16 protein-coding genes are annotated in these 24076 nt (G+C 75.7%); 11 read left to right on the forward strand and 5 right to left on the reverse strand.

The annotated features are described in order from the left end of the window. Positions 1-113: 113 nt before the first annotated feature. The 3 genes from ACIQ87_RS26330 to ACIQ87_RS26340 form a co-directional block, all read right to left on the reverse strand. On the reverse strand, positions 114-1112 hold the full coding sequence (locus tag ACIQ87_RS26330) for a ScbA/BarX family gamma-butyrolactone biosynthesis protein (protein ID WP_402410750.1): 999 nt from the start codon (positions 1110-1112) through the stop codon (positions 114-116). 205 nt (positions 1113-1317) lie between these two features. Continuing rightward, a complete protein-coding gene (locus ACIQ87_RS26335; protein ID WP_402410752.1) occupies positions 1318-2682 on the reverse strand; it encodes an SMI1/KNR4 family protein in 1365 nt (454 codons plus the stop codon). Between the two features lie 188 nt (positions 2683-2870). Then, positions 2871-3608 (reverse strand): TioE family transcriptional regulator, encoded by a 738-nt coding sequence (locus tag ACIQ87_RS26340; RefSeq protein WP_402410754.1) that lies wholly within the window; start codon positions 3606-3608, stop codon positions 2871-2873. Positions 3609-3744: 136 nt separating this feature from the next. On the opposite strand from ACIQ87_RS26340, the gene ACIQ87_RS26345 reads away from it, so the two are divergent. Continuing rightward, a complete protein-coding gene (locus ACIQ87_RS26345) occupies positions 3745-4926 on the forward strand; it encodes an erythromycin esterase family protein (protein ID WP_402410757.1) in 1182 nt (393 codons plus the stop codon). Here ACIQ87_RS26345 and ACIQ87_RS26350 read toward each other — a convergent pair. Next, positions 4812-6032, reverse strand: coding sequence for a LysR family transcriptional regulator (locus ACIQ87_RS26350; RefSeq protein WP_402410759.1), 1221 nt, complete (start codon positions 6030-6032; stop codon positions 4812-4814). The two genes, ACIQ87_RS26345 and ACIQ87_RS26350, sit on opposite strands and share 115 nt — an antisense overlap. 71 nt (positions 6033-6103) lie before the next feature. Between ACIQ87_RS26350 and ACIQ87_RS26355 the strand changes: the two genes are divergently transcribed. Continuing rightward, on the forward strand, positions 6104-6766 hold the full coding sequence (locus ACIQ87_RS26355; protein WP_402410761.1) for a maleylpyruvate isomerase family mycothiol-dependent enzyme: 663 nt from the start codon (positions 6104-6106) through the stop codon (positions 6764-6766). 10 nt (positions 6767-6776) lie between these two features. Here the strand turns inward: ACIQ87_RS26355 and ACIQ87_RS26360 are convergent, their stop codons facing one another. Next, positions 6777-6923 carry a hypothetical protein gene (locus ACIQ87_RS26360; protein ID WP_402410764.1) on the reverse strand — a complete coding sequence of 49 codons (147 nt, stop codon included), beginning with the start codon at positions 6921-6923 and terminating at the stop codon, positions 6777-6779. A gap of 489 nt (positions 6924-7412) precedes the next feature. Between ACIQ87_RS26360 and ACIQ87_RS26365 the strand changes: the two genes are divergently transcribed. The 9 genes from ACIQ87_RS26365 (at position 7413) to ACIQ87_RS26405 (ending at position 23800) form a co-directional block, all read left to right on the forward strand. Continuing rightward, positions 7413-7859: a tetratricopeptide repeat protein gene (locus tag ACIQ87_RS26365; RefSeq protein ID WP_402410766.1), complete on the forward strand. Its 447-nt coding sequence runs from the start codon at positions 7413-7415 to the stop codon at positions 7857-7859. 234 nt (positions 7860-8093) lie between these two features. Further along, positions 8094-9263, forward strand: coding sequence for a PP2C family protein-serine/threonine phosphatase (locus tag ACIQ87_RS26370; protein ID WP_402410769.1), 1170 nt, complete (start codon positions 8094-8096; stop codon positions 9261-9263). A gap of 410 nt (positions 9264-9673) precedes the next feature. Further along, the gene (locus tag ACIQ87_RS26375) at positions 9674-11029 is read left to right on the forward strand and encodes an MFS transporter (RefSeq protein ID WP_402410771.1); all 1356 of its coding nucleotides are present in this window, start codon (positions 9674-9676) and stop codon (positions 11027-11029) included. A 180-nt stretch (positions 11030-11209) separates the two neighbouring features. Further along, positions 11210-12523, forward strand: coding sequence for a non-ribosomal peptide synthetase (locus ACIQ87_RS26380; RefSeq protein ID WP_402410774.1), 1314 nt, complete (start codon positions 11210-11212; stop codon positions 12521-12523). A gap of 344 nt (positions 12524-12867) precedes the next feature. Beyond that, the gene (locus ACIQ87_RS26385) at positions 12868-15969 is read left to right on the forward strand and encodes an amino acid adenylation domain-containing protein (RefSeq protein ID WP_402410776.1); all 3102 of its coding nucleotides are present in this window, start codon (positions 12868-12870) and stop codon (positions 15967-15969) included. Then, on the forward strand, positions 15966-17141 hold the full coding sequence (locus ACIQ87_RS26390; RefSeq protein WP_402410778.1) for an acyl-CoA dehydrogenase family protein: 1176 nt from the start codon (positions 15966-15968) through the stop codon (positions 17139-17141). The genes ACIQ87_RS26385 and ACIQ87_RS26390 overlap by 4 nt, the downstream gene beginning before the upstream one ends. A gap of 35 nt (positions 17142-17176) precedes the next feature. Further along, complete coding sequence (locus ACIQ87_RS26395; protein WP_402410780.1) at positions 17177-19006, forward strand: AMP-binding protein; 1830 nt, start codon at positions 17177-17179, stop codon at positions 19004-19006. Positions 19007-19076: 70 nt separating this feature from the next. Next, positions 19077-20969 (forward strand): non-ribosomal peptide synthetase, encoded by a 1893-nt coding sequence (locus tag ACIQ87_RS26400; RefSeq protein ID WP_402410783.1) that lies wholly within the window; start codon positions 19077-19079, stop codon positions 20967-20969. Then, the gene (locus ACIQ87_RS26405; RefSeq protein WP_402410785.1) at positions 20966-23800 is read left to right on the forward strand and encodes a condensation domain-containing protein; all 2835 of its coding nucleotides are present in this window, start codon (positions 20966-20968) and stop codon (positions 23798-23800) included. The genes ACIQ87_RS26400 and ACIQ87_RS26405 overlap by 4 nt, the downstream gene beginning before the upstream one ends. Positions 23801-24076 lie beyond the last annotated feature (276 nt).

Below are 24076 nucleotides of genomic sequence, written 5' to 3' on the forward strand. Positions count from 1 at the left end.
GGCCGGTCGTGCACCGGGGACGCCGTCGGCACGTGGACGGCCCGCCGGACCGGGAGGGTCGGGCGGGCCGTTCGGTCGGTGCGGCGGTGGTGGCCGGGTCGGTGGTGGCCTGGTCAGTGGTGGTCCGGGTGGCCCGTGAGCACGGTGGTGAAGATCGGTTCGCCGTGCTGGTGGCCGGTCACCGTGATGGTGACGGCGTTCGGGGTCTCACCGGGGGTGTGTTGGGCGGTGATCGTGGTGGGGGCGTCGTGTTCGGCGTACCGGTGGAAGGTGGTGGCCGCGGCGGCCGGGGTGATGGTGGCCGGGCTGCTGAGCGCGTTGGCCGCCTGCCGGGCCGCCTCCAGCAGCACCATGCCGGGCATGTGGTCGTTGGCGTGGTCGAAGAGGGTCGGGTTCCGGAAGTCGGGGGTGAGGTGCCAGCTCCCGGGGGCGTCCGCCGGGGTCAGTACGACGTCGCACGGGCGGAGCCGGCCGACGCTGGCCGGCGGGAGCGGTTCGGCGGTCACGAGCGGCGTCGACGGGTGCTCGGCGTCGTGGCGTCCCTGGCGCAGCCGCTGGTAGGTGGAGTCCGGGACGGTGGTGAAGCGGGTGTGCCCGGTGGCGGCGAGCTGCGGGCCCCGTCGGATGACGGTTTCCAGCGTGAAGTCGACCGCGGTGCCGGAGCGGCGCGGCCGGGCGAGGAGTTCGACCTCCAGGGTGAGGTCGGTCGGTGCGGCACCGATCAGCAGCTGGTGCGGGTGGGTGCTGTAGCCGAGGTTCCACATCATGAACTTGTGGTCGAGCGGTACGCCGAATCGGGTGTGGGCAAGGTAGAGCCCGGCTTGGCGAATCGTTTCAGCAGCTTGGAGCGGGTCGTGCCGGGTGCCGTCCGGGGTGCTGAAGAAGGTGTGGGCGCGCGGCCACCGCGCGGTGACGGTGAAGGCGGAGTCCGTCAGCTGCTCGCTGCCGGTGAGGAAGACCTCGGCGCCGCAGACCCGGTGGACGTACTCCTTGGCGACGGTGCCGGTCGGACAGGGCGGCGGGGTTGTTGTTGCGGCCGGGTCGAGGAGGGTCGCGGAGTCCGTTTCGATGGCGAGGGCGGGTGTGGGCGTGCGGGAGGCAAGCAGAGTCATGGGGAGCACTCCGGGGGACCGTGACGGGCGGGGTGGGCTGCTCAGGGCTCGTAAGATACGTACCTACCGGTTTGGTTTTCAAGGAGACCGAACAATCGTTCGTCGACCCAATGTGATCGGGTGGGCACGGTGAGTGGGCGGCCGGGGTCTGAGCTGGGCTGTCCCGGCGGATCCCGGGAGTCCTGGACGAGATCGCGGTGCGGGATCACCTGTCGGGCGGGCCCGACGGGTCGAGGCTCCCCCTGACGACGGTGTGGGGGATCGGCGGGCGGTCCCAGAGGGCGAGGAGGTCGTTGACCACGGTCACGACGGCCACCGGGTGCTCGTTTCCGCGCGCCTCGATGTCGGCGGCGGAGAGTCCGCGGGGGACCGCCCCGTTGTCGAGGAGGACGCGCCACTCGTCGGGCCCGAGGGAGAGGAACTCCAGCCCGGGCAGGCCGGTGATCTCCAGCGGGTCGGCGAGCGTGCCGGGGTGTGCGGTGAGCGTGCGGATCCGGGGCAGCCCGACGATGGGGGCGAGACTGAGAGGTGCGCCGCCGCGATCGAAGATCTGCACCACTTCCAGGTCGGGGTGTGCGGCGGACTCGAGGTCGACCAGGTCGTGGTGGTCGCCGACCCGGGCGACGGCCGGGGACCGCCGTTCCTGGCGGCGGGCCGGGACACTGCTCTCGAAGCCGTTGAGGACCAGCTCCGTCAGGGATTCGCCGTACAGTTCGGCGCCGACGCTCTGCTCGTGGTCGATGAGGATGACCTGGCCGAGGTGGCCGCGCGGGCCGGGCGTCAGGTCGACGGCGAACATGTCACCGCCGTTGCTGCCGAAGACGATCCAGCCGGGCGAGCCGACCAGGCCCTGGACGGCGGAGTCGGGCGGCGTGACGACCGCCTTCGTCGCCGCGAACTGCCACGGGCAGGGCCGCCGGTCCGTGTCCAGGGCGAACAGGTCCTCCAGGGAGGAGAGTTCGCAGCCGACGGCGGCTTCCGCGATCTGCTGTTCCGCGAAGTCGGCCTCCCAGTCGCCGGATCCGTCCGGACCCGCCGGGCGCACCCTGGTCGCCCGGTAGAGCGCCTTGAGCTCCTCTGGCAGTGCGACGCCGAGCCGCGCCTCGGCGGCGGCGATCTCCTCCTCGGTCGCACCGACGGCGTCGGGAAGCCTCTCGCGCAGCGTCCGCTCCAGCAGGGCCGGGTCCGCGGACGGCGCCGGAACCGCCCCGGGCATCGGGTCGGGCAGGTGGCGCCAGGGTTCGGGGACGGTGCCCTCGACCAGGACGAGCGTGCCCGGGCTCGGGTTCCGGAGGCCGTATTCCACGGCTGGGTTGGTGCCGAACACGTGCAGGACCGCCTGCCCGCCCGGCGAGACGTCCGCCACGAACAGCGCCTCGTGGTCGGCGGCCTCCGCGAGTGCGCGCCGCACCGGCGCCACGGCCTCGTCGACGGGCTGCTGCCGGCTCTGGGGCAGGCTCCACCCCGTCCGGCTGACGCTTCCCACCACAGGGCGGGTGCGGTCGGGTTGCGCGGCGCGGAGGAGTGTCAGCAGCGGCTCCCAGGTGGCGAAGTCGTGGAGCGCGGGCACAGGTGTCCTCCGAACGGTACGGCGGGTCTCGGGTGGCGGGTGGTGGCCCGAAGGACCCTACCGGCCGTCACCGACACCCGTGGGTCCGGATCGCCTCGGGCCGGAACGGGGCGAGGAGGGCGTCCGGTCCTCGGCGCGCCGGGCACGTTCGACGGTGGCCACGACCCGCTCGGCGGCGAGGACGGAGGTCAACCCCGCCGGGGCGTCTCGGGGCGCAGCCTCAGGTAGTCGTCGAGGCGGGCCGAGGCGGTGAGCATCGACAGGCCCCGGGTGGTGAGGCGCTGCTGCCAGCCGTCGAGGGCGGCGGCCGGCTCGCCGCTGCCGCCCGCCGTGCGGATCTGCCGCAGTACGGCGGCGATGCGGTCGAGCAGGTAGCCGCCCCGGCGGAGCAGGTGGGCGAGTTCGGCGTCGCGGACGTCGGAAGGGAGGTAGCGGCGGTGGCCGGTGGCGCGGTCCCGGGCGGGGGCGAGGATGCCGGCGGCCTCCCAGGCCCGCAGGGTCGCGGGGGTGACACCGAGCCGGTGCGCGATCTCGCCGACGGAGCGCGGGCCGGGCAGTGCGGGAAGTCCGGTTCCGGCGGTGGCGCCGCCGGCCGGGCGGGTGCCGCCGGTCAGGCGGCCGACGGCCTCGCGGACGGTGGCGAGGGTCTCCCGGTCACGCAGCAACTGGGCGTGCCCCCGGTCGAGTTCGGTGAGGGCGTCGCCGATCCGGTCGGCATGGACGGCGGTCATCACCGTGGCGGCGGTCGCGCGCCCGTACGCCGGGACGAGGGCGAGGTAGGCGCGCAGGGCGGCCGCGTGCTGCTCGGTGTAGATCCGGTACCCGGTGGGCGTGCGTTCGGCGGGCGGGAGGCAGCCGTCGCGCTCGTAGTTGCGGATCGCCTGGGTCGAGATGCCGTGCTCGCGCGCGAGGTCGGCGGGTCGCATGGTCGTCTCCCGTTCCGGGCCGGTTGGGCGTTCGGAGCCGATCGATCGTTCGGGGTCGATTGAGGCTTTCTGCCGCCGCTGAGCGCCAGTGGCGGGAAAAGTCTCAACCGTTCCTTCAAGGATACGCTTGAGGTCCATGAACCAGGACATGCATGACTTCGTCACCCCGGCGTGCGAGCTTCTGGGCCTCGGCGAACCGACCCACCAGGAGCCGGCGTTCGGGCTGGTCCGCAACGAGCTGTTCGCCCGACTGGTCGACCGGGGCTTCCGGTCGATCGCCCTGGAGACCGACCGGGTCGCCGCCTTCGCCGTGGACGCCTACGTCCGGGAGGGCGTCGGCACCCTCGACTCGGCGATGCGGGACGGCTTCACCCACGGCTTCGGGGAACTCGAGCCCAACCGCCGACTGGTCGCCTGGATGCGGGAGTTCAACCGGGAACGGCCGGCCGGCGAGCGACTGGCCCTGCACGGCTTCGACATCCCGACCGAGACCACCAGCGCACCCAGCCCGCGCCGCTACCTCGAACCCGCCCGCGACTACCTCGGGCTCGACCTCGAACTCGCCCGTCTGGTGGGTGAGGACGAGCGCTGGAGCCGCACGGAGGCGGTGATGGACCCGGAACAGTCGCCCGGCGGCACCGCCGAGGCGGCGCGGCTGCGCTGCCTCGCCGACGACCTCCTCCTCCGACTCGACATGCGGGCACCGGAACTGATCGCCGCGACCTCGTCCGCGGAGTGGTTCGCCGTCCGTACCCGGCTGACCGCCGGGATCGGACTGCTGCGCTACCACGCGCAGTCGGCGGTCCTGGGCCTCACCCCGAGCGACCGGGTCAGCGCCCTGTCCGGGGTGCGGGACGCTCTGATGGCGCGGAACCTGCTCGACATCCGCGCGGTCGAGGCCCGCCGCGGGCCGACCCTGGTCTTCTCCCACAACCTGCACCTGCAACGGAACCCGAGCGCCTGGGCGTTCGGCGAGCTGGACTGCCGCTGGTCGGGGGCGGGCCGCATCCTGGCCGCGCTGCTGGGTGAGCGGTACGCCTTCGTCGCCGGGAGCCTGGGGCGCAGCGAGGCGATCGGGCTGGCCGAGCCGGCACCGGGGACGTACGAGTCCCACCTGCAAGGACGCGGCGCGGTCTGGGAGTTGACGGACGCCGCACTGCCGGTCGAAGCCCTTGCGCGCACCGACACCGTTCCGCGGCAGGGCTACTTCCCGCTCGACCGGCAGGTGCTCGACGGCGCGGACGCGCTGCTGCACGTCGCCGACGGCGCGGCGGTGCTGCCCGTCACCGGCGGATCGGCGGTGCCGGCCGGAGGCTGAGCGGCGGCGGGCCCGGGGTAGGCCTGCCGCAGGTGGGCCACCAGGGCGGCGGTCGGCGGCGAGGCGGGCTGCCCGGTCGACCAGGCCAGCGCGATCCGGACCCGGGGGACGGGGTCGGTCAGCGGGCGCACCCGCAGCCCCGGCACCGGGCCCGGGTCCGGGAGGACGGCCACCCCCAGGCCGTGCGCGGCGAGCTCGGCCAACTGTGGTGGCGCGGCCGCCTCGATGCCGACCGCCGGTTCGACACCGGCCTCGGCCAGGGCGCTCTCCAGCGCGGTGCGCAGGCCGGTGCCGCGCGGGGTGCTCAGCAGGGCGTGCCCGGCGAGCGCGGCGACCGGCAGCGCCCGCCAGCCGGGCGCGGGGGCGGCGGGGCCGTCGGCGGGGCCGGGGCCCGATGCCGTGCCCGAGGCGTTGACAGGACCAGGAGCAGGGTCAGGAGCAGGACCAGGGACAGCGGCAGGACCAGGGCCAGGGGCAGGGACAGGGTCAGAAGCAGGACCAGGGCTCCGGCCCCCTACGAGCGGGTGCCCCACCGCACAGGCCGCGACCAGCGGGATCTCCAGCACCGTGTGCAGAGCGAGCCCGGTCAGCGCCGACCAGCCGTCGTCGCCCTCCCGCCCGCTCGCGGGGGTGGGCAGGCCGACGACGGCGAGGTCCAGCCGGCCCTCGCGCAGGGCGGTGAGCATCCGCGCGGTGGTGTCCTCGGCGAGCGAGAAGTCGATGCCGGGGTGTTCCTGGCGGAACGCCGCGAGCGTGGTGGCGAGCCCGGGGAAGGTCCCCAGCTCGGACGGTGGGGTCAGGGCCGCCCCGGCGACCATGCCCAGTCGAACGTGCCCGCGCCGCAGCCCGCCGAACTCCTGGGCCGCGCGGTGGGCAGCCGCCGCGGAGGCGAGCGCCGCCCGGGCGTGCGGCAGCACCGCCTCGCCGACCGGGGTGAGCCGCACGGTGCGGCCCGAGCGGTCGAGCAGCCGGTGGCCCAGCTCCCGCTCCAGCTGCCGGATCTGGGAGCTCACCCCGGGCTGGGTCAGGTGCAGCAGCTGCGCGGCCCGGGTGAAGCTGCCGTGCTGGGCGACGGTGACGAAGTACTGGAGCTGCCGCAGTTCCATGACTCCCGATCATAAGTGCCAGAACTTCCCGTTCTTGGACGGGCCTACGGTTCCGGCCGCAGGCTGGACGCATGGAAACCGTGCCGCGCAACGAGGACACCGGGCAGCTCCACTGGATCCGCGAGCAGATCGCGGCCGAGCGCCGCGAACTCGCCCGGGTGTTCGCCGCCTTCACCCCCGATCAGTGGAACTCGCCCTCGCTGTGCGCGGGTTGGCGGGTCCGCGAGGTGGCGGCGCACATGAGTACCGGCTTCCGGTACTCGACGGCGCGCACGGCCGTCGAACTCGCCCGCTCCGGCGGCAACCTGCACCGCATGGCCGACCGGATCGCCCGCCGCGACGCGGCCGCCATGAGCGAGCGCGAACTCGCCGCCGCCCTGGCCGACCACGCCGACCACCCCTGGCGTCCGCCCGTCGGCGGCCGGATCGCGGCCCTCGCCCACGACGCCGTCCACGGGCTCGACATCACCGTGGCGCTCGGCCTGCCCGCCCGCCTCCCGCTGCCCAGGGCGGCTGCCCTGCTGTCCGCCCTCACCCCACGCGGCCTGCGGTTCTTCGGGGCCCGGCTGGACGGCGTCCGACTGGTGGCGACGGACACCGGCTGGTCGCACGGTGAGGGCCCGCTGGCCGTGGAGGGGAGGGCGGAGCACCTGCTGCTGGTGGCCTACGGACGGCGGGTCCCGGAGGGCCTGCTGGCGGGGCCCGGCGCGGGCCGGTTCGTCGCCGGAGGGTGAGCGCTCGCCCTCACCTGTGCCGGGTCCGCGGCCACTCGGTGCGGGTGGCGTGCGACAGCTCGGCCTGGGCGCGGTCCAGGATCACCGTCGCCGCGGAGCCCGGGCCCTGCGAGCCGTCCTCCGGTGGCCGGCCGAGGCCGAGCCGGAGGTATTCCACCGGGACGGGCCGACCGCCCTGGGGGTTCCGGAAGGCCGCTGAACCGCACGTCGGGATGGCAGTGGTTGGGGATCACGCTGAGCTCCAGCCGACGGCCCCCGCGGGGGCCGTCGTCGGCGGGGCTGACGTGTGAGCCCTGGTGGACGGACCCTCGGGGCGGGCGCGTTGCCGTGGCTGTCGTCGCCGAGGTGCAGCCAGGTGGCGAAGACGGACATCGGGTCCTCCTCGGGGAACCGGATCGTTCACCGGCGTGCTGCACACCTGGGGCTTCGCCCTCCACCTGGTCGACAACGACAGCTACCAGGACAACGCCCTGCCCAGCGGGCTACCCGCCGGCTCTCCGGAAGGAGCCCTCGACTGCGCGGGTGACCTCTACCTCACCGCACCGGCCATCCGACCAACGCCCCTCAACGAAACCGGCCGACCGGCATCACCTAGGCTTCGCGGAATCCCGATCGCACGAAGCTCCGAGCCATGACAGGGACGGCCATGCAACTGCCCGATGAGGTCCATGCCGAGATCACCGACCTGTGTCAGGAGGGTGATGCCCTGGTCGGAATGGGAGAGCTCGACGAGGCCGTGCTGCGCTACATCGAAGCCCTCCGGCTGCTGCCGGGCGACCCCCGTGGCTGGGCGGCCTCGACCTGGATCTACGTCGCGATCGGAGACGTGCACTTCCGACGCGGTGTTCACGACAAGGCCTACAAGTGTTTCCACAATGCCGCTCAGTGCCCTGACGGACTCGGCAATCCATACATCCACCTTCGATTGGGCCAGACCACCTTCGAGCTGGGCGACCACGACCGAGCTGCGGATGAGCTGATCAGGGCCTATATGGGTGGCGGACCCGAAATCCTCGAAGAGGACGACCCCAAGTATCTCGAGTTCCTGCGGGCCCGCGTGGACCTGAACCACTCCAGCAGCGCAGGCTCCTGACGGCTCACCGCTGACGAGTCGCCGGGGCCAACGCGGGCCACCCGGCGGCAACCATGAGGGACGCCTGGAATTCGGCCTCTACCTCGACACCCTGCCCGCCTGCCCCCTCCGCGGCCTGTTCGAGGAGAGACCCTGGAGCGGGGCCGGGGCGGCCGTCCTGCGGGTTTCGGGCGGCCGTGACTACGATCGGAAGAAGTCCTTCCGGATGGTGGTGAGACGGAAGCCAGGTCGCCGATGGCCCCGAGGTCCGTGCAGTGGCCGCCGTACGTGCGGGTCGCGCCGTGGTTGCTGACCGTCGGCGGGCTGGTGTGGAACGCGCTGGATCCGACCGACTACTGGGGCGACCCGCTGCTCGCCGCGGCGGCCGTGCTGGCGGGGGCGCTGCTGGCGCTGTGGGACACCGTCGCGGTGGGGGCGGCCAACGTGCTGGGCATCCTGGTGCTGTCCACCCAGGACGGGTTGCTCGGGACCGGCGCCGGCTACCTGGAGCTGGCGAACACGGCGTTCGCGGCGCTGCTCGGGATCTGGGTGAACCGCGTGGTGGCCCGGCACGGCCGGCGGTTGGCGCGGGTGCGGTCGGTGGCCGAGGCGGCGCAGCGGGCCGTGCTGCCGGAGCCGCCGGCGCGGGTGGGGCGACTGTCGGTCGCGGCCTGCTACCGCGCCGCCCAGGACGAGGCGCTGATCGGCGGGGACGCGTACGCGCTGCAGGCCACCCCGTACGGCGTGCGCGGGCTGATCGCCGACGTGCGGGGCAAGGGGCTGCACGCGGTCGGGGCGGTCTCGGTGCTGCTGGGCGCATTCCGGGAGGACTCCCACCGGCTGCCGGACCTGTCCGCGCTCGCCGACGCGCTGGAGGACTCGCTGCTGCGGGAGAGCGAGCGGATGAGCGAGGAGGTGCGGCTGGAGGGGTTCATCACCGCCCTGCTGGTCGAGTTCCCACCGGGGGAGGAGAGCGTGCGCACACTCGACTGCGGGCACCCCGGCCCGTACCTGCTGGGCCCGTACCCGACGGACGGGGCCGCCCCGCCGGTGCGCCGGCTGGACGCGGCGGACCCGGGGCTGCCGCTGGGGATGGGCGGGCTGGGCGGGGCGCGTCCGGCGCCGGAGAGCCGGCCGTTTCCGGCCGGGTGCACGCTGCTGCTGGTGACCGACGGGGTCACCGAGGCCCGGGACGCGGCGGGGGAGTTCTACGACCCGGTGGTCGGACTGGCGCCGCTGGGGCCGTTCGCCGGGCCGGGCGAGGTGCTGGACGCGCTGGTGGCGGACGTCGGGCGGTGGACCGGCGGGCCCAGGGGCGACGACATGGCGGTGCTGGCGATCACCCACCGGGCGGCGCGGGCGTCGGAACAGGAGCCGGCACCGGCACGGAGGCGGGAGCAGGCGCGGGCCGAGACGGACGGGTAGCCGAAGCGCGCGGCTGCCCGGCCCCGGCCCGCTTCGGGGGCGGCCCGTACCCGCCCGGTGATCCCCTTCTACGGCTCGCTTCGGTCACGCCGCTATCACGATGAGGTGTCGGTGGGGCTTCACTCCACGGAATCCGGCCAAGTTGAGGGCCGCCGTCCGGTGGCTGGAAAACTTGTGTCCGAATATCGGACAGGGAAATGGACGGACGGGCCCGGAGGTGATCGAGGTGCCCGTCGGCCGGTGCCGCCAAGGCCGACGGGCACCGCGGGCGGCGCGGCGGCACATGAGGCCGCCGTAAGGAGCGCGCGAGGGCCGGCCGGGGGAGTGGCGGGATTCGGCCGACCTGTGGTCCGTCCGGAAACGAACCTGGTGCTTGCCCCGTGTCGAAGGGGTGACCGAGAGTCGCACCGATGAACGAGAAGCCCAGCTCCCGCCAGGCCCGTCTGCTCGGCCACCGCGATTTCCGGCTCCTGTTGACCGGAGCCGCGGCGGCCCAGACGGGCAGCCAGGTCACCCTGGTCGCCCTTCCGTTGGTGGCGGTGATGGTGCTCGATGCCACGCCGTTCCAGGTCGGCCTGCTGACCGCCGCCGAGACCGCCGCCTTCCTGCTCGTCGGACTCCCGGCAGGCGCCTGGCTGGACCGGATGCGCAAGCTGCCGGTGCTGATCCGGGCCGACGTGGTGCGCTGCCTGGCCGTGGGGTCGATCCCGCCGGCCGCCGCGTTCGGGGTGCTGACCATGCCGCAGCTCTACGTGGTGGCGCTGGTCACCGGGGTGGCGACGGTGTTCTTCGACGTCGCCCACCAGTCCTTCCTGCCCGCCGTCCTGCCGCGCGAGCAACTGGTCGGTGGCAACGGGGCGCTGGAGACGGTCCGCTCCTCGGCGCAGATCGCCGGGCCGGGCCTCGGCGGCGGACTGGTCCAGCTGCTCGGGGCGCCGCTCGCCATCGTGGCCGACGCCTGCGGTTACCTGGCCTCCGCGCTGCTGCTCGTCCGGATCAAGGCCGAGGAGCCGCGACCGGAACCCGCGCCGGGGCGCTCGCTGCGCGCCGAGGTCGGGGAGGGCGTGCGCTTCGTGCTCGGCCACCCGCTGCTGCGGGCGATCGCGACCGCCACCGCCACGTCCAACCTGTTCTCCGCGGTGCTGACCGCCGTGCAGACGGTGTTCTGGGTGCGGGTGCTCGACCTGTCGCCGGGCGCCATCGGCGTACTGCTGTCGGTCTCCGCCGTCGGCGGACTGGCCGGCGCGCTGTGCGCCGGGCGGCTCGCCCGGTGGATCGGGCAGGCCCGGCTGATCTGGGTGTCCACCGTGGTGACGGCGCCGTTCGCGCTGCTGTGGCCGCTGTCCGGCAGCGGCGCGGGCGTGGTGCTCTTCGGTCTGGCCTCCGGGGTGGTGCTGTTCGGCGCGGTGGCCTACAACGTCGCCCAGGTGAGCTTCCGCCAGAGCGTCTGCCCGCCGGAGCTGCTCGGCCGGATGAACGCCACCATGCGCTTCCTGGTGTGGGGCACCCTGCCGATCGGCGCCCTGGTCGGCGGCGTGGTCGCCGACGCGGCCGGGCCGCGCACCGCGCTCTGGCTCTGCGCCGTGGGCTTCCTGCTGGTGCCGCTGCCGCTGCTGCTCTCGCCGCTGCGCCGGATGCGCGAGCTGCCGGGCCCCGACCGTACGGGCGGCCAGGCCTCGGGCAACGACGCCACCGAGGGCGCCACCGACGGCGCCACCGAGGGCGCCACCGACGAGGAGAGTGCCGTGAGCCCCAGCACGCCCTGACCGTCGGCCCGCCCGTACCCACCCGGACCTGGCCACGGCCCCGGCCGAATCCCCGCCGAACCTCCCGGCCGACTTCCCCTGCCGACTCCCCGCCGATCCCCCCTGGCCGACTCCCTGCCGACCCCCCCGGCCGATCCCCGTCCCGACCCGAGCCGCGACCGGAAACCGGAGACCGTTCCCGTGCACGCCAGCATCACCGCCGCCTACCTCGCCCGGTACCGCTCCGCCGCCGCCGAATCCCCGGTGGAGCTGCTCCCGCTGACCGGCGCCCAGCGGCGCTTCCTGATCACCCGCCGGCTCGCGCCGCAGAGCCGCACCGACATCGTCCCGCTGCTGTTCGCCTACCCGCGCGGCACCCTCGACCTGGACCGACTGGCCCGCGCCGCGGCCGCGGTGGCCGCCCACCACCCGGCGCTGTGCGGCGGCTTCGCGACCGTGCGCGGCACACCCGTGCTGCGCACCGGCGGCCCCTCGGCCGAGGCCGCCCGGATCGCCGTCGCCCCCGGCGGCACCGCCCGCGCCGCGCTGCGCGAGGCCCTGCTGGACTGGCCCGCCGACGGACCCGCGCTGCGGCTGCTGGTCGCCGCGGATCCGGACGGGGACGAGGAACTGCTCGCCCTCGCACTCGACCACGCCGCCTGCGACGAGCAGTCGCTCGGCGTGCTCACCGCCGAGCTCAGCGCCGCCTACGAGCAGGACGAGTCGCCGGCCGACGGGCCCGCCCCCCAGGCGCTGGCCGACTTCCGGCAGGCCGTCGAGCTGCAGCTCGCCGCCGAGGACGCCGCCGGCGGCCCCGCCGCGCAGGCCCACTGGGGCCGGCGGCTGGGCGGCCTGACCGGGGCGGGCGGCAGCGCCGCCACGTCCACCGGCATGCTCACCGAGCGGCTGCCCGCCGCCGAGGGCGCCGCCCGCGGCGCCGTCTTCCCGGCGTTGCTGGACGCGGTCGGCTCGGCCCTGCACCGGGCACACCGGGCGGCGGGGGCCGGCCGGGAGGAGGCAGGGGGAGGGCGGCTCGCACTCGGCTACCCGTGGGGCGGCCGACCGGTGGGCGCGCCCACCGTGCTCGGCTGCTTCCTCAACACCCTGGTGCACCCGGCGACTTCGGAGCGGTCCACGGACCTGGACGCCCTCGCGGACGCATGGTGGGACGACCTGGACCATGCCGGCACCCCCTTCGACGAGGTGGTCCGCGCCGCCCGCACCGCCGGGGCCCCGTGGTCGGGCGCCCTGGACGCCCTGCTCACCATGGAGGACACGCACCGCCGCCCGCCGTTGGTGCTCGGCGGCGCCGCGGGCCGGGAGATCCACCTGGAGGGGCGCCCGCTCGCCGCGCCACTGGCCGTCTCCGCCTCGAACGGCGACGACCTGCTGATCCGGCTGGCCTGGGACCGCGACCGCTTCTCCGAGGCCGACGCCCACGCGGCCTTCGGTGAACTGCTCGCCGTGCTGCGGCACCACCTGCACGCCCGGCCGGCCCCGGTCCCGCAGGCCTGAGCGGGCCCGCCCGAACACACCCCGCCCTCCGAACACGCCCCGCCCTCCTAACACTCCCCGCCCTCCGAACCCACCCGTTCCGAACCAGCCCGCCTCCTACGCCCGCGCCCGCACGCCCCAGGCTGCCGGCCCACCCCGCGGGCCCCGAACTCCCACACCGGATCCACCACATCGGATCCACCACGCCCGCCCGCGCGCGTCCCGCACGCCGCCGGACGGGACCCCCGGGCCCCGGGCCGCACCTCACCCCGGTGCGGCCCGGCCCACCGGCCGGCGCGGGAACACCCCACGCCCGCTTCCGGCCACAGCAGTGCCGACACGCCCACCACACAAGGGAATCGACCATGTTCGCACTCACGCCGTCGCAAGAGATCGTCTGGCTGCACGAACAGATGCTGCCGGGCAGCCGCGCCTACAACTTCACCGCTGTCCTCGACCTGTGGGGCACCCTCGACCGGGACGCGCTGCACACCGGCCTCGCCGCCGTGCTGGCCCACCACCCCGGCCTGCGGCTGGAGTTGGTGCCCAGCCCGGAGGGGCTGCCCGGCCAGCGGGTCGCCGGGAACTGTGAACCGGAGCTGCGCCAGAGCGACTTCAGCGCCGAGCAGGACCCGGAGGCCGCCTTCCGCCGGCTGCTCGCCGCCGAGGCCGAGGAACCGCTGGACACCGGGCGAGCACCGGTGCTGCGCTGGCACCTGGTCCGGCTCGCCGAGGACCACCACCGGCTGATCCACGTCGAGCACCACCTCGTCCACGACGGCCACTCCTTCGCGATCCTGCTGCGCGACCTGTTCACCGTCTACCGCGCCACCGTCCTCGGCGAGCCGTACGAGCTGCCCGTCGCCCCCTCGTACGAGGACCACGCCCGCGCCGCCGCCGACCTCCCCCGGGACCGCGGACTCGACTTCTGGACCAGGGAACTGGCCGACGCGCCGCGCGAGGTCACGCTGCCCGGGCTGGCCCGGCCACGCGCCGAACGGCGCCACCGCGGCGGCCAGTTGCGCCAGTCGATCGGCGCCGACCTGGCCGAGCGGCTGCGCGAGCGCAGCAAGGGGGACGGCCACACCCCGTTCAGCACCCTGCTCGCCCTGTTCGCCGAACTGCTGCGCCGGCACAGCGGCCACCGCGAGCTGGTGATCGGCACCGCCGTCGGCAACCGCCCGGAGGGCTTCGAGGGCACCGTCGGCATGTTCGTCAACACCGTCCCGCTGCGCCTGCGGCTGGACCCGACGGCCCCCGGCACCGAGGCCGTCGACGAGGTGACCGACGTCCTGCTGCGCGCGCTGCCGTACCAGGACCTTCCGGTCCAGGAGCTGACCCGCCGGCTCGGACTGCACACCACCGGCGCCGACAACCCGCTGTTCAACGTGATGTTCAGCGCGCACGACGCGGCCCTGCCCGACGTCCAGGCGCCCGGCCTGGAGGTCTCGCTGTACGAGGGCTTCAACACCGGCACCACCCGCTTCGACCTCGACCTGGTGCTGCTGCCCGACGACCGCCGGGTGGTCGGTGAGAAGCACGGCGCCGCCGGGATGACCCTGGTCTGGGACTACGACGCCGACCTGTTCCGCGAGTCCGACGCGGTGCTGCTCTCCGAGCGTCTGCTGGAGCTGCTGCGCTGCTACCTGGACCGCCCGCAGGTGCCGATCGCCGACCTGGCCCCCGCGCCCGGGGCCGCGCAGGCCACCCCGGTCGCCCCGATCGCCCTGGCCGCCCTCGACCCGGCCGCCGCCCACGACCCGGCCTCGCTCGCCCTGATGGCCGGCACCGAGCGGATCAGCTACGGCGAACTCGACCGCAGGGTCGCCGAGCTGGTCGAGCGGCTGCGCGCCGCCGGGGTCGCGGCCGGCCAGCCGGTGGCCGCCGTGCTGCCGCGCGGCGCCGACAGCGTGGTCGCCCTGCTCGCCTGCCTGCGCCACGGCGCCGTCTACGCGCCGCTGTCCACCGAGGACCCGGCCGCCCGGCTCGGCCTGCTGCTGGAGCGGCTGAACCCGGCACTCGTCCTGGCCACCCGGCAGAGCGCGCTCTCGCTGCCCGCCGAGGGCTTCACCCCGGCGCTGCTGGACGGCCCGGCCTTCCCGAAGGCCGAGCCCGCCGCCGTCCTGGACGGCGCCGCCTACCTGATCCACACCTCCGGCTCCACCGGCGTGCCCAAGCCCGTCCAGGTCGGCCGCGAGGCCCTCGCCGGGTACGTCGCCGCGATCGTCGACCGCTACGGACTCACCTCCGCCGACCGGGTGCTGCTGTTCGCCCGGCCGTCCTTCGACGTGGCCCTGGAGGAGGTGCTGCCCGCCCTCGCGGCCGGCGCCGCCCTCGTCGTGCCGCAGCGCGAGGTGCCCACCGGCCCCGAGCTGGTGGCCGTGCTGGCCGCCCGCGGCGTCACCGTCGCCAACCTGCCGACCAGCTACCTGCTCGCCGTCCGCGAGGACCTGCGCGAGGCGCTGGGCGACGGCCGCTGGACCCCCCGGCTGCTGGTGCTCGGCGGCGAGCGGCTGCCCGCCCGGGCCCTTTCCGGCCTGACCGAGGCCACCACCGTGCTGAACGCCTACGGCGTCACCGAGGCCACCGTCACCTCCACCGTGTACGAGGTCACCGCCGCCGACGTCGCCGAGGACGGCGAGATCCCGCTCGGCACCGAACTCGGCGGCGTGCTGGTCCACGTCCTGGACGACACCCTGCGCCCGCTCGCCCCCGGCTGCGTCGGCGAACTCGCCGTCGGCGGCGCCATGGTGGCCGACGGCTACCTGGGCCTGCCGGAGCCGACCGCGGCCCGCTTCGTGACCGTCCCCGCGCTCGGCGACGCCCGCGTCTACCGCACCGGCGACCGAGGCTTCCGCGACCTGGACGGCCGGCTGCGCTTCCTCGGCCGCGCCGACAACCAGGTCAAGCTGCGCGGCCACCGGATCGAGCTGGAGGAGATCGAGGCCGCCGCCTCCGCCGAACTCGGCGGCCGCTCCTGCGCGGTGCTGCTGCACACCGACCCGCGGACCGGCCCCCGTCTGCTCGGCTTCCTGGAGGGCTCCGACCGCCCCGACCAGGCCGCCCTGCACGAGGCACTCGCCCGCCGACTGCCCGGCGGACTCGTCCCGGCGAGCTGGACGGCCGTCGCCACGATGCCGACCCTGCCCGGCGGCAAGCCCGACCGGGCCGCCCTCGCCCGACTGGCGGACGAGGCCCAGGAGGCCCCCGAGGCGGGGGAGAGCACGCCGAGCGAGTTCACCGACCCCGGCCAGCGGCTGATCGCCGCCGCCTGGCGCGAGGTGCTCGGCCACGACCGCTTCACCGCGGACTCGCACTTCTTCGAGGTCGGCGGCCACTCGCTGCTCGCCGCCCAGCTCGCCGCCCAGCTGGAGCCGCACCTCGGCAGCCGCCCGCCGCTGCGCACCCTGTTCCGCCACGCCGTGCTGGCCGACCAGGCCAAGGCCCTCACCGGAGGTGCCAAGTGAGCTCCCCCTCCGCCGTCCTGGAAGACGGCCACCGCGAACTCGTCGAGGCCTTCGAGAGCTTCGTGCGCCGCGAACTCGTCCCGCTGGCCGCCGAGTTGCCCGAGACCGCCGACCAGGTCCCGGCAGACCTGCGGACCTACGTCCGCAAGCGCTCCGCCGCCCTCGGCTTCTACGCGGGCGACTACCCCGAGGAACTCGGTGGCGCCGGCATGCCGTTCACCGCCGTCGTCCTGCTGCACCACGCCGCCGGGCGCAGCGGCTGCGTGCTCGCCCCGTACGCGCTGGCCGGCGCCGACGGGCCCAGCCCGCTGCTGCGGCACGGCACCCCCGAGCAGGTCGAGCGCCACCTGGTCCCGCTGGTGCGCGGCGAGCAGACCCGCTGCCTCGCCCTCACCGAGCCGAACGCCGGCTCCGACGCGTTCCGCCTCGCCACCACCGCCGTGCGCACCGGCGACGGCTGGGTGCTCAACGGCCGCAAGACCTTCGTCAGCAACGCCGAGCACGCCGGGATCGCGCTGGTCGTCGCCGCCACCGACCTCGGGGACGGCGCCGGGCCCACGGGCGGTGCCACCGCCTTCGTGCTGCCGATGGACCAGCCAGGACTGCGGCTCGGCCAGCGGTACGAGGGCATGTCCGGCGAGCCGCTGTCCGAGCTGCTGCTGGACGGGGTCACCGTCGGCCCGGAGGCCGTCATCGGCGGCGAGGAAGGCGTCGGCGCGGCCACCGCCCTCGCCATCGACAGCCTCTCGCGCGGCCGGCTGGTGGTCGCCGCGATGTGCAACGGCATCGCCGAGCACGCGCTGCGGATCGGCGTCGAGTACGCCAGGGACCGGCGCGCGTTCGGCCGGGTGATCGGCGAGTACCAGCACGTCCAGGAGCACCTGGTGGCCACCCGGGCCGAGGTCGAGGCCTCCAAGCTGCTCACCCTCGCCTGCGCCCGGCTGGTCGACGAGGGCACCGAGTCGCCCGAGAACGCGGCGCTCGCCAAGCTCACCGCCTCCGAGACCGCCGTGCGCGCGGTGGACCGCTCGCTCCAGGTGCACGGGGCCACCGGCTGGGTGCGCGGGCACCCGCTGGAGTTCCTGTATCGCTACGTCCGGATGACCACGATCATCGAGGGGACCTCGGAGGTCCAGAAGGTGATCATCGCCCGCTCCATGGGCCTGAACTGACGGTTCGTCACCCAACGTCCGCCACCTTCCTGGAGATGATGATGGAACACCCTGACACCACCGAGGCCCCGAGCACCGAGGCCCCGAGCATCGCCTACGGCCGTCCGCACCAGGACGGCGCGGTGCTCGACCTGTTCACCACCTGGGTGCACCGCACCCCCGACGCCCCCGCCCTGATCGACGGCGATCAGGTCCACAGCTACGCCGAACTCGACCGCCTCGCCGACACCGTGGCCGAGGCGCTGCGCGGCCGGGTCGGCCCGGGCGACCTGCTCGGCGTCTGCCTCGGCCACTCGGTCTCGCTGGTCGCCGTCACCCTGGCCGCCGCCAAGCTTGGCGCCGTCCACCTGCCGCTCGGCCCGCGCCCCGGCGAGCGCCGGCTTCGCGCCGTCGCCGAGCAGCTCCGACCGGCCTGCCTGGTCGGCGAGCCGGAGCTGCTGCCGCCCGGCGGCGAGCGGCTGCCGCTGGACCTGCCCACCCCCGGCGTGGTGGCCGCCCTGAACCCCGGCGAGCAGGTACGCGTCCCGGTCGGCACCCACTACGCGGTGCTCACCTCCGGCTCCACCGGAACCCCGAAGGCCGTCGCCGTCACCGAGCCCGCGCTCGGCGCGCTGCTCCAGTGGTACCGCGGGCTGACCGGCCTCGGCCCCGGGGAGCGGCACAGCCTGCTGATCGGTGTCGCCTTCGACCCGCACGTGCAGGAGCTGTGGGCCGGCCTCACCTCCGGCGCGGCCCTGGTCGTCGCCCCCGAGGCGGTCCGCTGGGACACCGGCGCGCTCACCGACTGGTGGCGCGAGGCCGGCGTCACCGCGTCCATCCTGCCCACCCCGCTGGCCGAGCCCGTCCTCGGCCGGCCCTGGCCCGCCGGCCTGGCGCTGCGCCACCTGGTGATCGGCGGCGACCGGCTGCGCCTGGCCCCCGGGCCGGACGTCACCGCGACCGTCCACAACGCCTACGGCCCCGCCGAGGCCACCGTCACCACCACCACCCACACCATGGCCCCCGGCGGCGACCACGGCGCCGGCGCCCCGCCGATCGGCCTGCCGATCGACGGCGCCGTCGTCCTGGTCACCGACGAGGACGGCCGGCCGGTGCCGCGCGGCACGGCCGGCGAGCTGCGGATCGGCGGCCGCGGCCTGGCCGCCGGGTACCTCGACCCCGAGCTGACCGCCCGCCGCTTCGTCGACGCGCCCGCCGGTGTGGTCGGCACCGACCGGGTCTACCGCACCGGCGACCGGGTGGTCATGCGACCGGACGGCGTGCTGGAGTTCCACGGCCGCCTGGACGACCAGGTCAAGGTCAGCGGCGTACGGATCGAACCCGCCGAGGTCGAGGCCGCCTTCGAACGCGACCCGCGGGTGCGGCGGGCGGTCGTCGCCGCCGAGCAGGCGCCGACCGGCGGGGCGCGGCTGCTCGCCTTCGTCCAGGCCGAGGACGGTGCCGACCCCGCGGCGCTGCTCGACTCCGTCCGCCCCTGGCTGCCCGAGCAGGCCGTGCCCTCCGCCGTCCGGCTGGTGGAGCGCTTCCCGCTGGACGCCAACGGCAAGGTGGACCGCCAGGCCCTGCTGGCCGACGCGCCGGCGGCCGGCCGGGACGAGACGGCCCCGAGCGAGGAGGGGAACACCCCGGTCGAGCGCACCGTGCTCAAGCTCTGCCGCGAGCTGATCGGCCGCGGCGACCTCGGGCCGGAGGACAACTTCCTGGCCGCGGGCGGCAACTCGCTCGCCGCGGCGAGACTGCTGGAGGCCCTGGAGAGCGAGTACGGCGTCCGGCTGCGCGCCCCCCTGGTGCTGCGCCAGCCGGACCTGCGGGCCGTCGCCCGACTGGTCGAGGAGCGGGTGGCCGAGCTGACCACGACCGCCTGACCCCGCCCGAACCTCCTCAGCGAGGCGCCCCGGCCCACCCGGCCGGGGCGCCCGGAAGGGAACCACCACCATGACCTCCGCGACCTCGCCCGCCGCAGCCCCGGCCTCCGCGACCTCGCCCGCCGCAGCCCCGGCCTCCGCCGCCCTGACCGCCGCGACCCCCGCGAACCCGTTCGGTTCGAGCGCCGAGGCCCTGCCCGCGCTGCCGGTGCCCGCACTGATCGCCCGGCAGGCCGACCTCCGGCCCGACGCGCTCGCCGTGACCGACGGCTCCACCGTCCTGACCTACCGCGAACTCGTCGACGCCGCAGGCCGGTTGGCCGCCGTCCTGGCCGCCCGGGGGATCGGCCCCGGCAGCGCCGTCGGCCTGCTGTGCGCCCACTCGACCCGGCTCGTCGTCGCCCAGCTCGCCGTCTGGCGGGCCGGCGCGCTCGTCGTCCCGATCGACCCCTCCTACCCGCGCCCCCGGATCGCCGAGATGACCGCCGACGCGGACGTCCGGCTCGTCCTCGGAGACAAGGCCCTGCTCGCCGAGGCCGGGCTCCCCGAGGAGCGCACCCTCGTGCTGACCGAGCGCGGCACCGAGGCCACCGACGGCACGGCACCCGACGCCGCCGACCCGGCCGCGCCCGCCCTCCTCTACTACACCTCCGGCTCCACCGGCCGCCCCAAGGGCGTCCTCGTCCCGCACGGCGCCGTCACCGACCTGGTCACCGCCGAGGACACCGTCGCCCTCGGTCCGCGCGACCGGATGCTCCTCCACTCCACCGTCTCCTTCGACGCCGCCACCTTCGAGCTGTGGACCCCGCTGGCCCGCGGCGCCGCCGTGGCCGTCTCCCCGACCGAGCGGCCCAGCGCCGAGGACCTCGTCCGCGACGTCGAGCGCTTCGGCGTCACCGCCGTCTTCCTCACCACCGCGCTCTTCCACCACCTGGCCGCCCGGCGGTCCCGGGTCTTCGGCGTGCTGCGTACCGTGGTCGTCGGCGGCGAGGCGATCTCCGCCGAGCACGCGGGCGCGGTGCTGCGGGCCTTCCCCTGGCTCGAACTGGTCAACGGGTACGGGCCGACCGAGGCCACCACCTTCACCACCCTGCACTGGATCACCCGGGCCGACTGCGCCGGCTCCGTCCCGATCGGCCGGACCTTCGGCGGCGCCCGCGCCCACGTCCTGGACGAGCGGCTCGCGCCGGTGGCGCCGGGCGCCGTCGGCGAGCTGTGGATCGCCGGCGACCGGCTGGCCCTCGGCTACCTCGACCGGCCGGAGCTGACCGCCGAGCGCTTCCGCGAACTGCCGGGCGTCGGACGCGCCTACCGCAGCGGCGACCGGGTCCGCCGACTGCCGGACGGCTCCCTGGAGTACCACGGGCGCACCGACGACCAGGTCAAGGTGCGTGGCTTCCGGATCGAACCCGGCGAGGTCGAGCACGCGCTGCTCCAGCTGCCCGAGGTCGCCGAGGCGGCCGTCGTCGTCCGCCGGGCCGGGCAGGCCGACGCCGCGCTCACCGCCTGCCTGGTGCTCGCCGACGGCGCCCGCCCGGCCGTCGAGACGCTGCGCGCCCGCCTCGCCGAGCACCTGCCCGCCCACCTGGTGCCCACCGCCTGGACGGTGCTCGCCGCGCTGCCGCTGACCGGCAGCGGAAAGGTGGACCGGCGGGCACTGGCCGCCGACGGTCCGGCCGAGGCGCAGCCGTCCGCCGAGGCCGAACTCGGCCCGATCCAGCAGGTCGTCGCCGAGGCGTGGAGCCGGGCCCTGGAACGCCCGATCACCGACCCGGCCGCCGACTTCCTCGCCGAGGGCGGGCACTCGCTGCTCGCCATGTGGGTGGTGGACGACCTGCGCGAGGACCTCGGGGTCGAGCTGTCGCTCGCCGACTTCCTCGCCCATCCGACCGTCGCCGCCCAGGCCGAGCTGCTGGAACGCGCCCTGCTGGCCGCCGACGACACCCCGGGAGCCGACCGATGAGCACCGTCGACCAGACCGACCTGCTGCGCCGCGCCCGCGACCGCCGCGCCGCCGCCGCGCCCGTCGCCACGCCCGCCCGGCCCGTCGCGGCCGGCGACCAGGCCCCCCTCTCGCACGCCCAGCAGCGGATGTGGCTGATGGACCACCTCGGCCAGGGCGGTGCCCTCTACAACGTGCCGGTCGCCACCCGGCTGCGCGGCCCGCTCGACCAGGTGGCCCTCGCCGCCGCGCTCACCGGCCTGACCGAGCGGCACGCCGTCCTGCGCACCCGCTACCCGCGCCGGGGCGACCAGCCGTACCAGCAGGTCGACCCGGTCACCCCGGTGCCGCTGCCGGTGCTGGACGCCACCGGGCCGGAGCAGCTCGCCGCCGAGGCCGCCCGGCCGTTCGACCTCGCCACCGGGCCCGTGCTGCGCGCCGTGCTCCTGCGGCACGGGCCCGAGGACCACACGTTTCTGCTGACGATCCATCACATTGCCATCGACGGCGGCGCGTTGCGGTTCGTCGCGGAGGACCTCGCCGAGCTGTACCGCGCCGCGCGCGACGGCGTGCCGGACCGGCTCCCGGCCCCGGCCCCCTCGTACGCCGACTACGCCCGCCAGGAGCGCGCCCGGGACGCCGAGTTGACGGCCGCCGCCGACACCCTCGCGGCCGGGCTGTCCGGGGCGCGCCCCCTGTCGCTGCTGCGGCCCGTCCCGCCCGGCGCCCGCGAGCGCCGTGCCGTGCTGCACACCGCCCCGCTGGAGCCGGCGGTGGTGGAGCGGCTGCGCGCCCTCGGCGCGCGGCACGGCGCCACGCTGTTCACCGTCGTGCTGGCCGCCGCGTTCGCCGCACTGCACACCGCCTCCGGGCAGGACGACCTCGTCCTCGGCTGCGCCAGCGGCCACCGCGCGCGCCCCGAGTTCCGCCGGACCGTCGGACTCGCGGTCAACACCCTCGCCGTGCGGGCGGATCCGTCCGGAGACCCGACGTTCGCCGAACTGCTCGGCGCGGTCCGCACCGCCCTGCTCGACGCGCAACAGCACCACGAGGTGCCCCTCGACCTGGTGGTCGAGCGGCTCGGCGCGGCCGCGCGCGGCGCGGACGGCACCCCGCTGCTCTCGGTCAGCTGCGACCTCGTCCAGGGCGTCGAACCGCTGGTGCTGCCCGGCCTCGAGACCGAGAACGTGGAACTCGACCTGGGGCTGGCCAAGTTCGGCCTCACCCTGCTGGTGGAGGACGGCCCGGGGCCGCGCTGCCTGCTGCAGCACGACGGGGACGCGCTGGACCAGGACACCGCCGCCCGGCTGCTCGACGCCTTCGCGGCGCTGCTCACCGCCGTGGCCGGCGACCCGGAGCGACGACTGTCCGAGCTGCCCGGAGAGCGGCTGACGATCGCCGAACACCCGGTCGTGGAAGCCCTGTCGGCCCATCCCGCGGTGGTCGAGGCGGCCGTGGTCGACAACCCCGACGGCCCGCCGCTCGCCTACGCCGTGGTGCGCGGTCCGGTCGCCCCGAGCGGGACCGACCTGCGGGCCGCCCTGCGCGGACGCCTCCCGGCCGGCGAACTGCCGCTCGCCGTCACCCTGGTGGACCGGCTGCCCCGCCACCCCGACGGCACCCCCGACCGCGCCCGGCTGCCCGGCGCCGCGCCGCTGCCCGACCGGGCTGCGCCGTCCGACACGGCTCCGCCGCAGGAAGGCCCGCTGGACGTCGTACGGCAGGCGTTCGGCGAACTCCTCGGCACCACCGCGCCCGCCGACGGCGACTTCTTCGCCCTCGGCGGCCACTCCCTGGTCGCCGTCCAGCTCGCCGAACGCCTGCGCACCCGCACCGGGCTGCCGCTCACCGGCCTCGACATCCTGGAACAGCGCACCCCGCGCGCCCTCGCCGCCCTGCTCGCCACCCGCGCCGACGAGCGCAGCTCCGCCCTCGCCCGGGCCGGCGCCCGCCCGCGGACCACCGGCGCCCGCACCGGCACCGTCCTGCTCACCGGCGCCACCGGTGGGGTCGGCGCGGCCGTGCTCCAGGAACTGATGGCCCAGGGAAGGCCGGTCCGGGTGCTGGTCCGGCCCGAGTCCGCGCACCTGCCCGCGCTGAACGGCGCCGAGGTGGCGGAGGGCGACCTCGGGGACCTCGACAGCCTGCGCCGGGCCGTCGAGGGCGTGGACGCCGTCATCCACTCCGCCTGCACCTTCACCGACCACGCCACCGACCTCGCCGCGATGCGCGCCCTGGTGGACGGCTGGCGGGGCGGCCCGTTCGTCTTCGTCAGCAGCATCGACGCGTACGGCCGGCCGGCGGGCACCGAGGTCGCCGAGGGCGGCCCGAGCGGCGATCCCGTCACCCCGTACGGGCAGGCCAAGCTGGACTGCGAGCGGATCCTCTTCGAGGCCGCCGCCACCGGCCGCGGCCAGGCCACCGCCGTCCGCGCCCCGATCGTCTGGGGCCCGCACCACCGTCTGCGCGACCAGCTCCGCTGGGGCGCCACCGGCCCGCTCTACCAGGCCGCCCTGGCCGGCCTGCCGATCGCGGTGCCCACGGCCGACGCGTGGTACGGCGCCTCCTGGGTGCACGCCGCCGCCCTGGCCCGCGCCCTCACCGCCTGCCTCACCCCGGATCACCCCGCCGCCGGCCGGGTCGTCAACGCGGTGAGCGGACACGTCTCCTGGGCCGACTTCACCACCGAACTGGTCCGCCTGCTCGGCTCCGACAGCCCCGTCACCGCCACCCCGGACGCCGAGGAGGAACTCCACCGCCCCTGGCACTACCGGGCGGACACCCTGGCCGGCCCCCTCGCCCCCGAACCGGGCGAGGACTGGCGCGACGTCCTGGCGGCCATGGTCCGCTGAGCGCCCGTCCCGGGCGGAGGGGCCGCCCGCCGGTCCCTCCGCCCGGCGGCCGGTCCCTCCGTCCATCGCCGGCCCCTCCGGCGGCGATGGACGCTACCGGCGGCGCCGCAGGCGGGAGGCCGTGATGTCGCACCGTTGCAGCGGGCTACGCGCCGACGACGATCAACCACGTTCTGTCGGTGGTCGGCGGCTTCCACACGTTCCACGCGCACTACGGGCGCGGGCCGGTGGTGAACCCGGTGCCGGTCGCGCCGCCGCGGCGCCGGGCCGGCATGG

The organism is Kitasatospora sp. NPDC096204 (genome assembly GCF_044763205.1).
Classification (GTDB): domain Bacteria; phylum Actinomycetota; class Actinomycetes; order Streptomycetales; family Streptomycetaceae; genus Kitasatospora.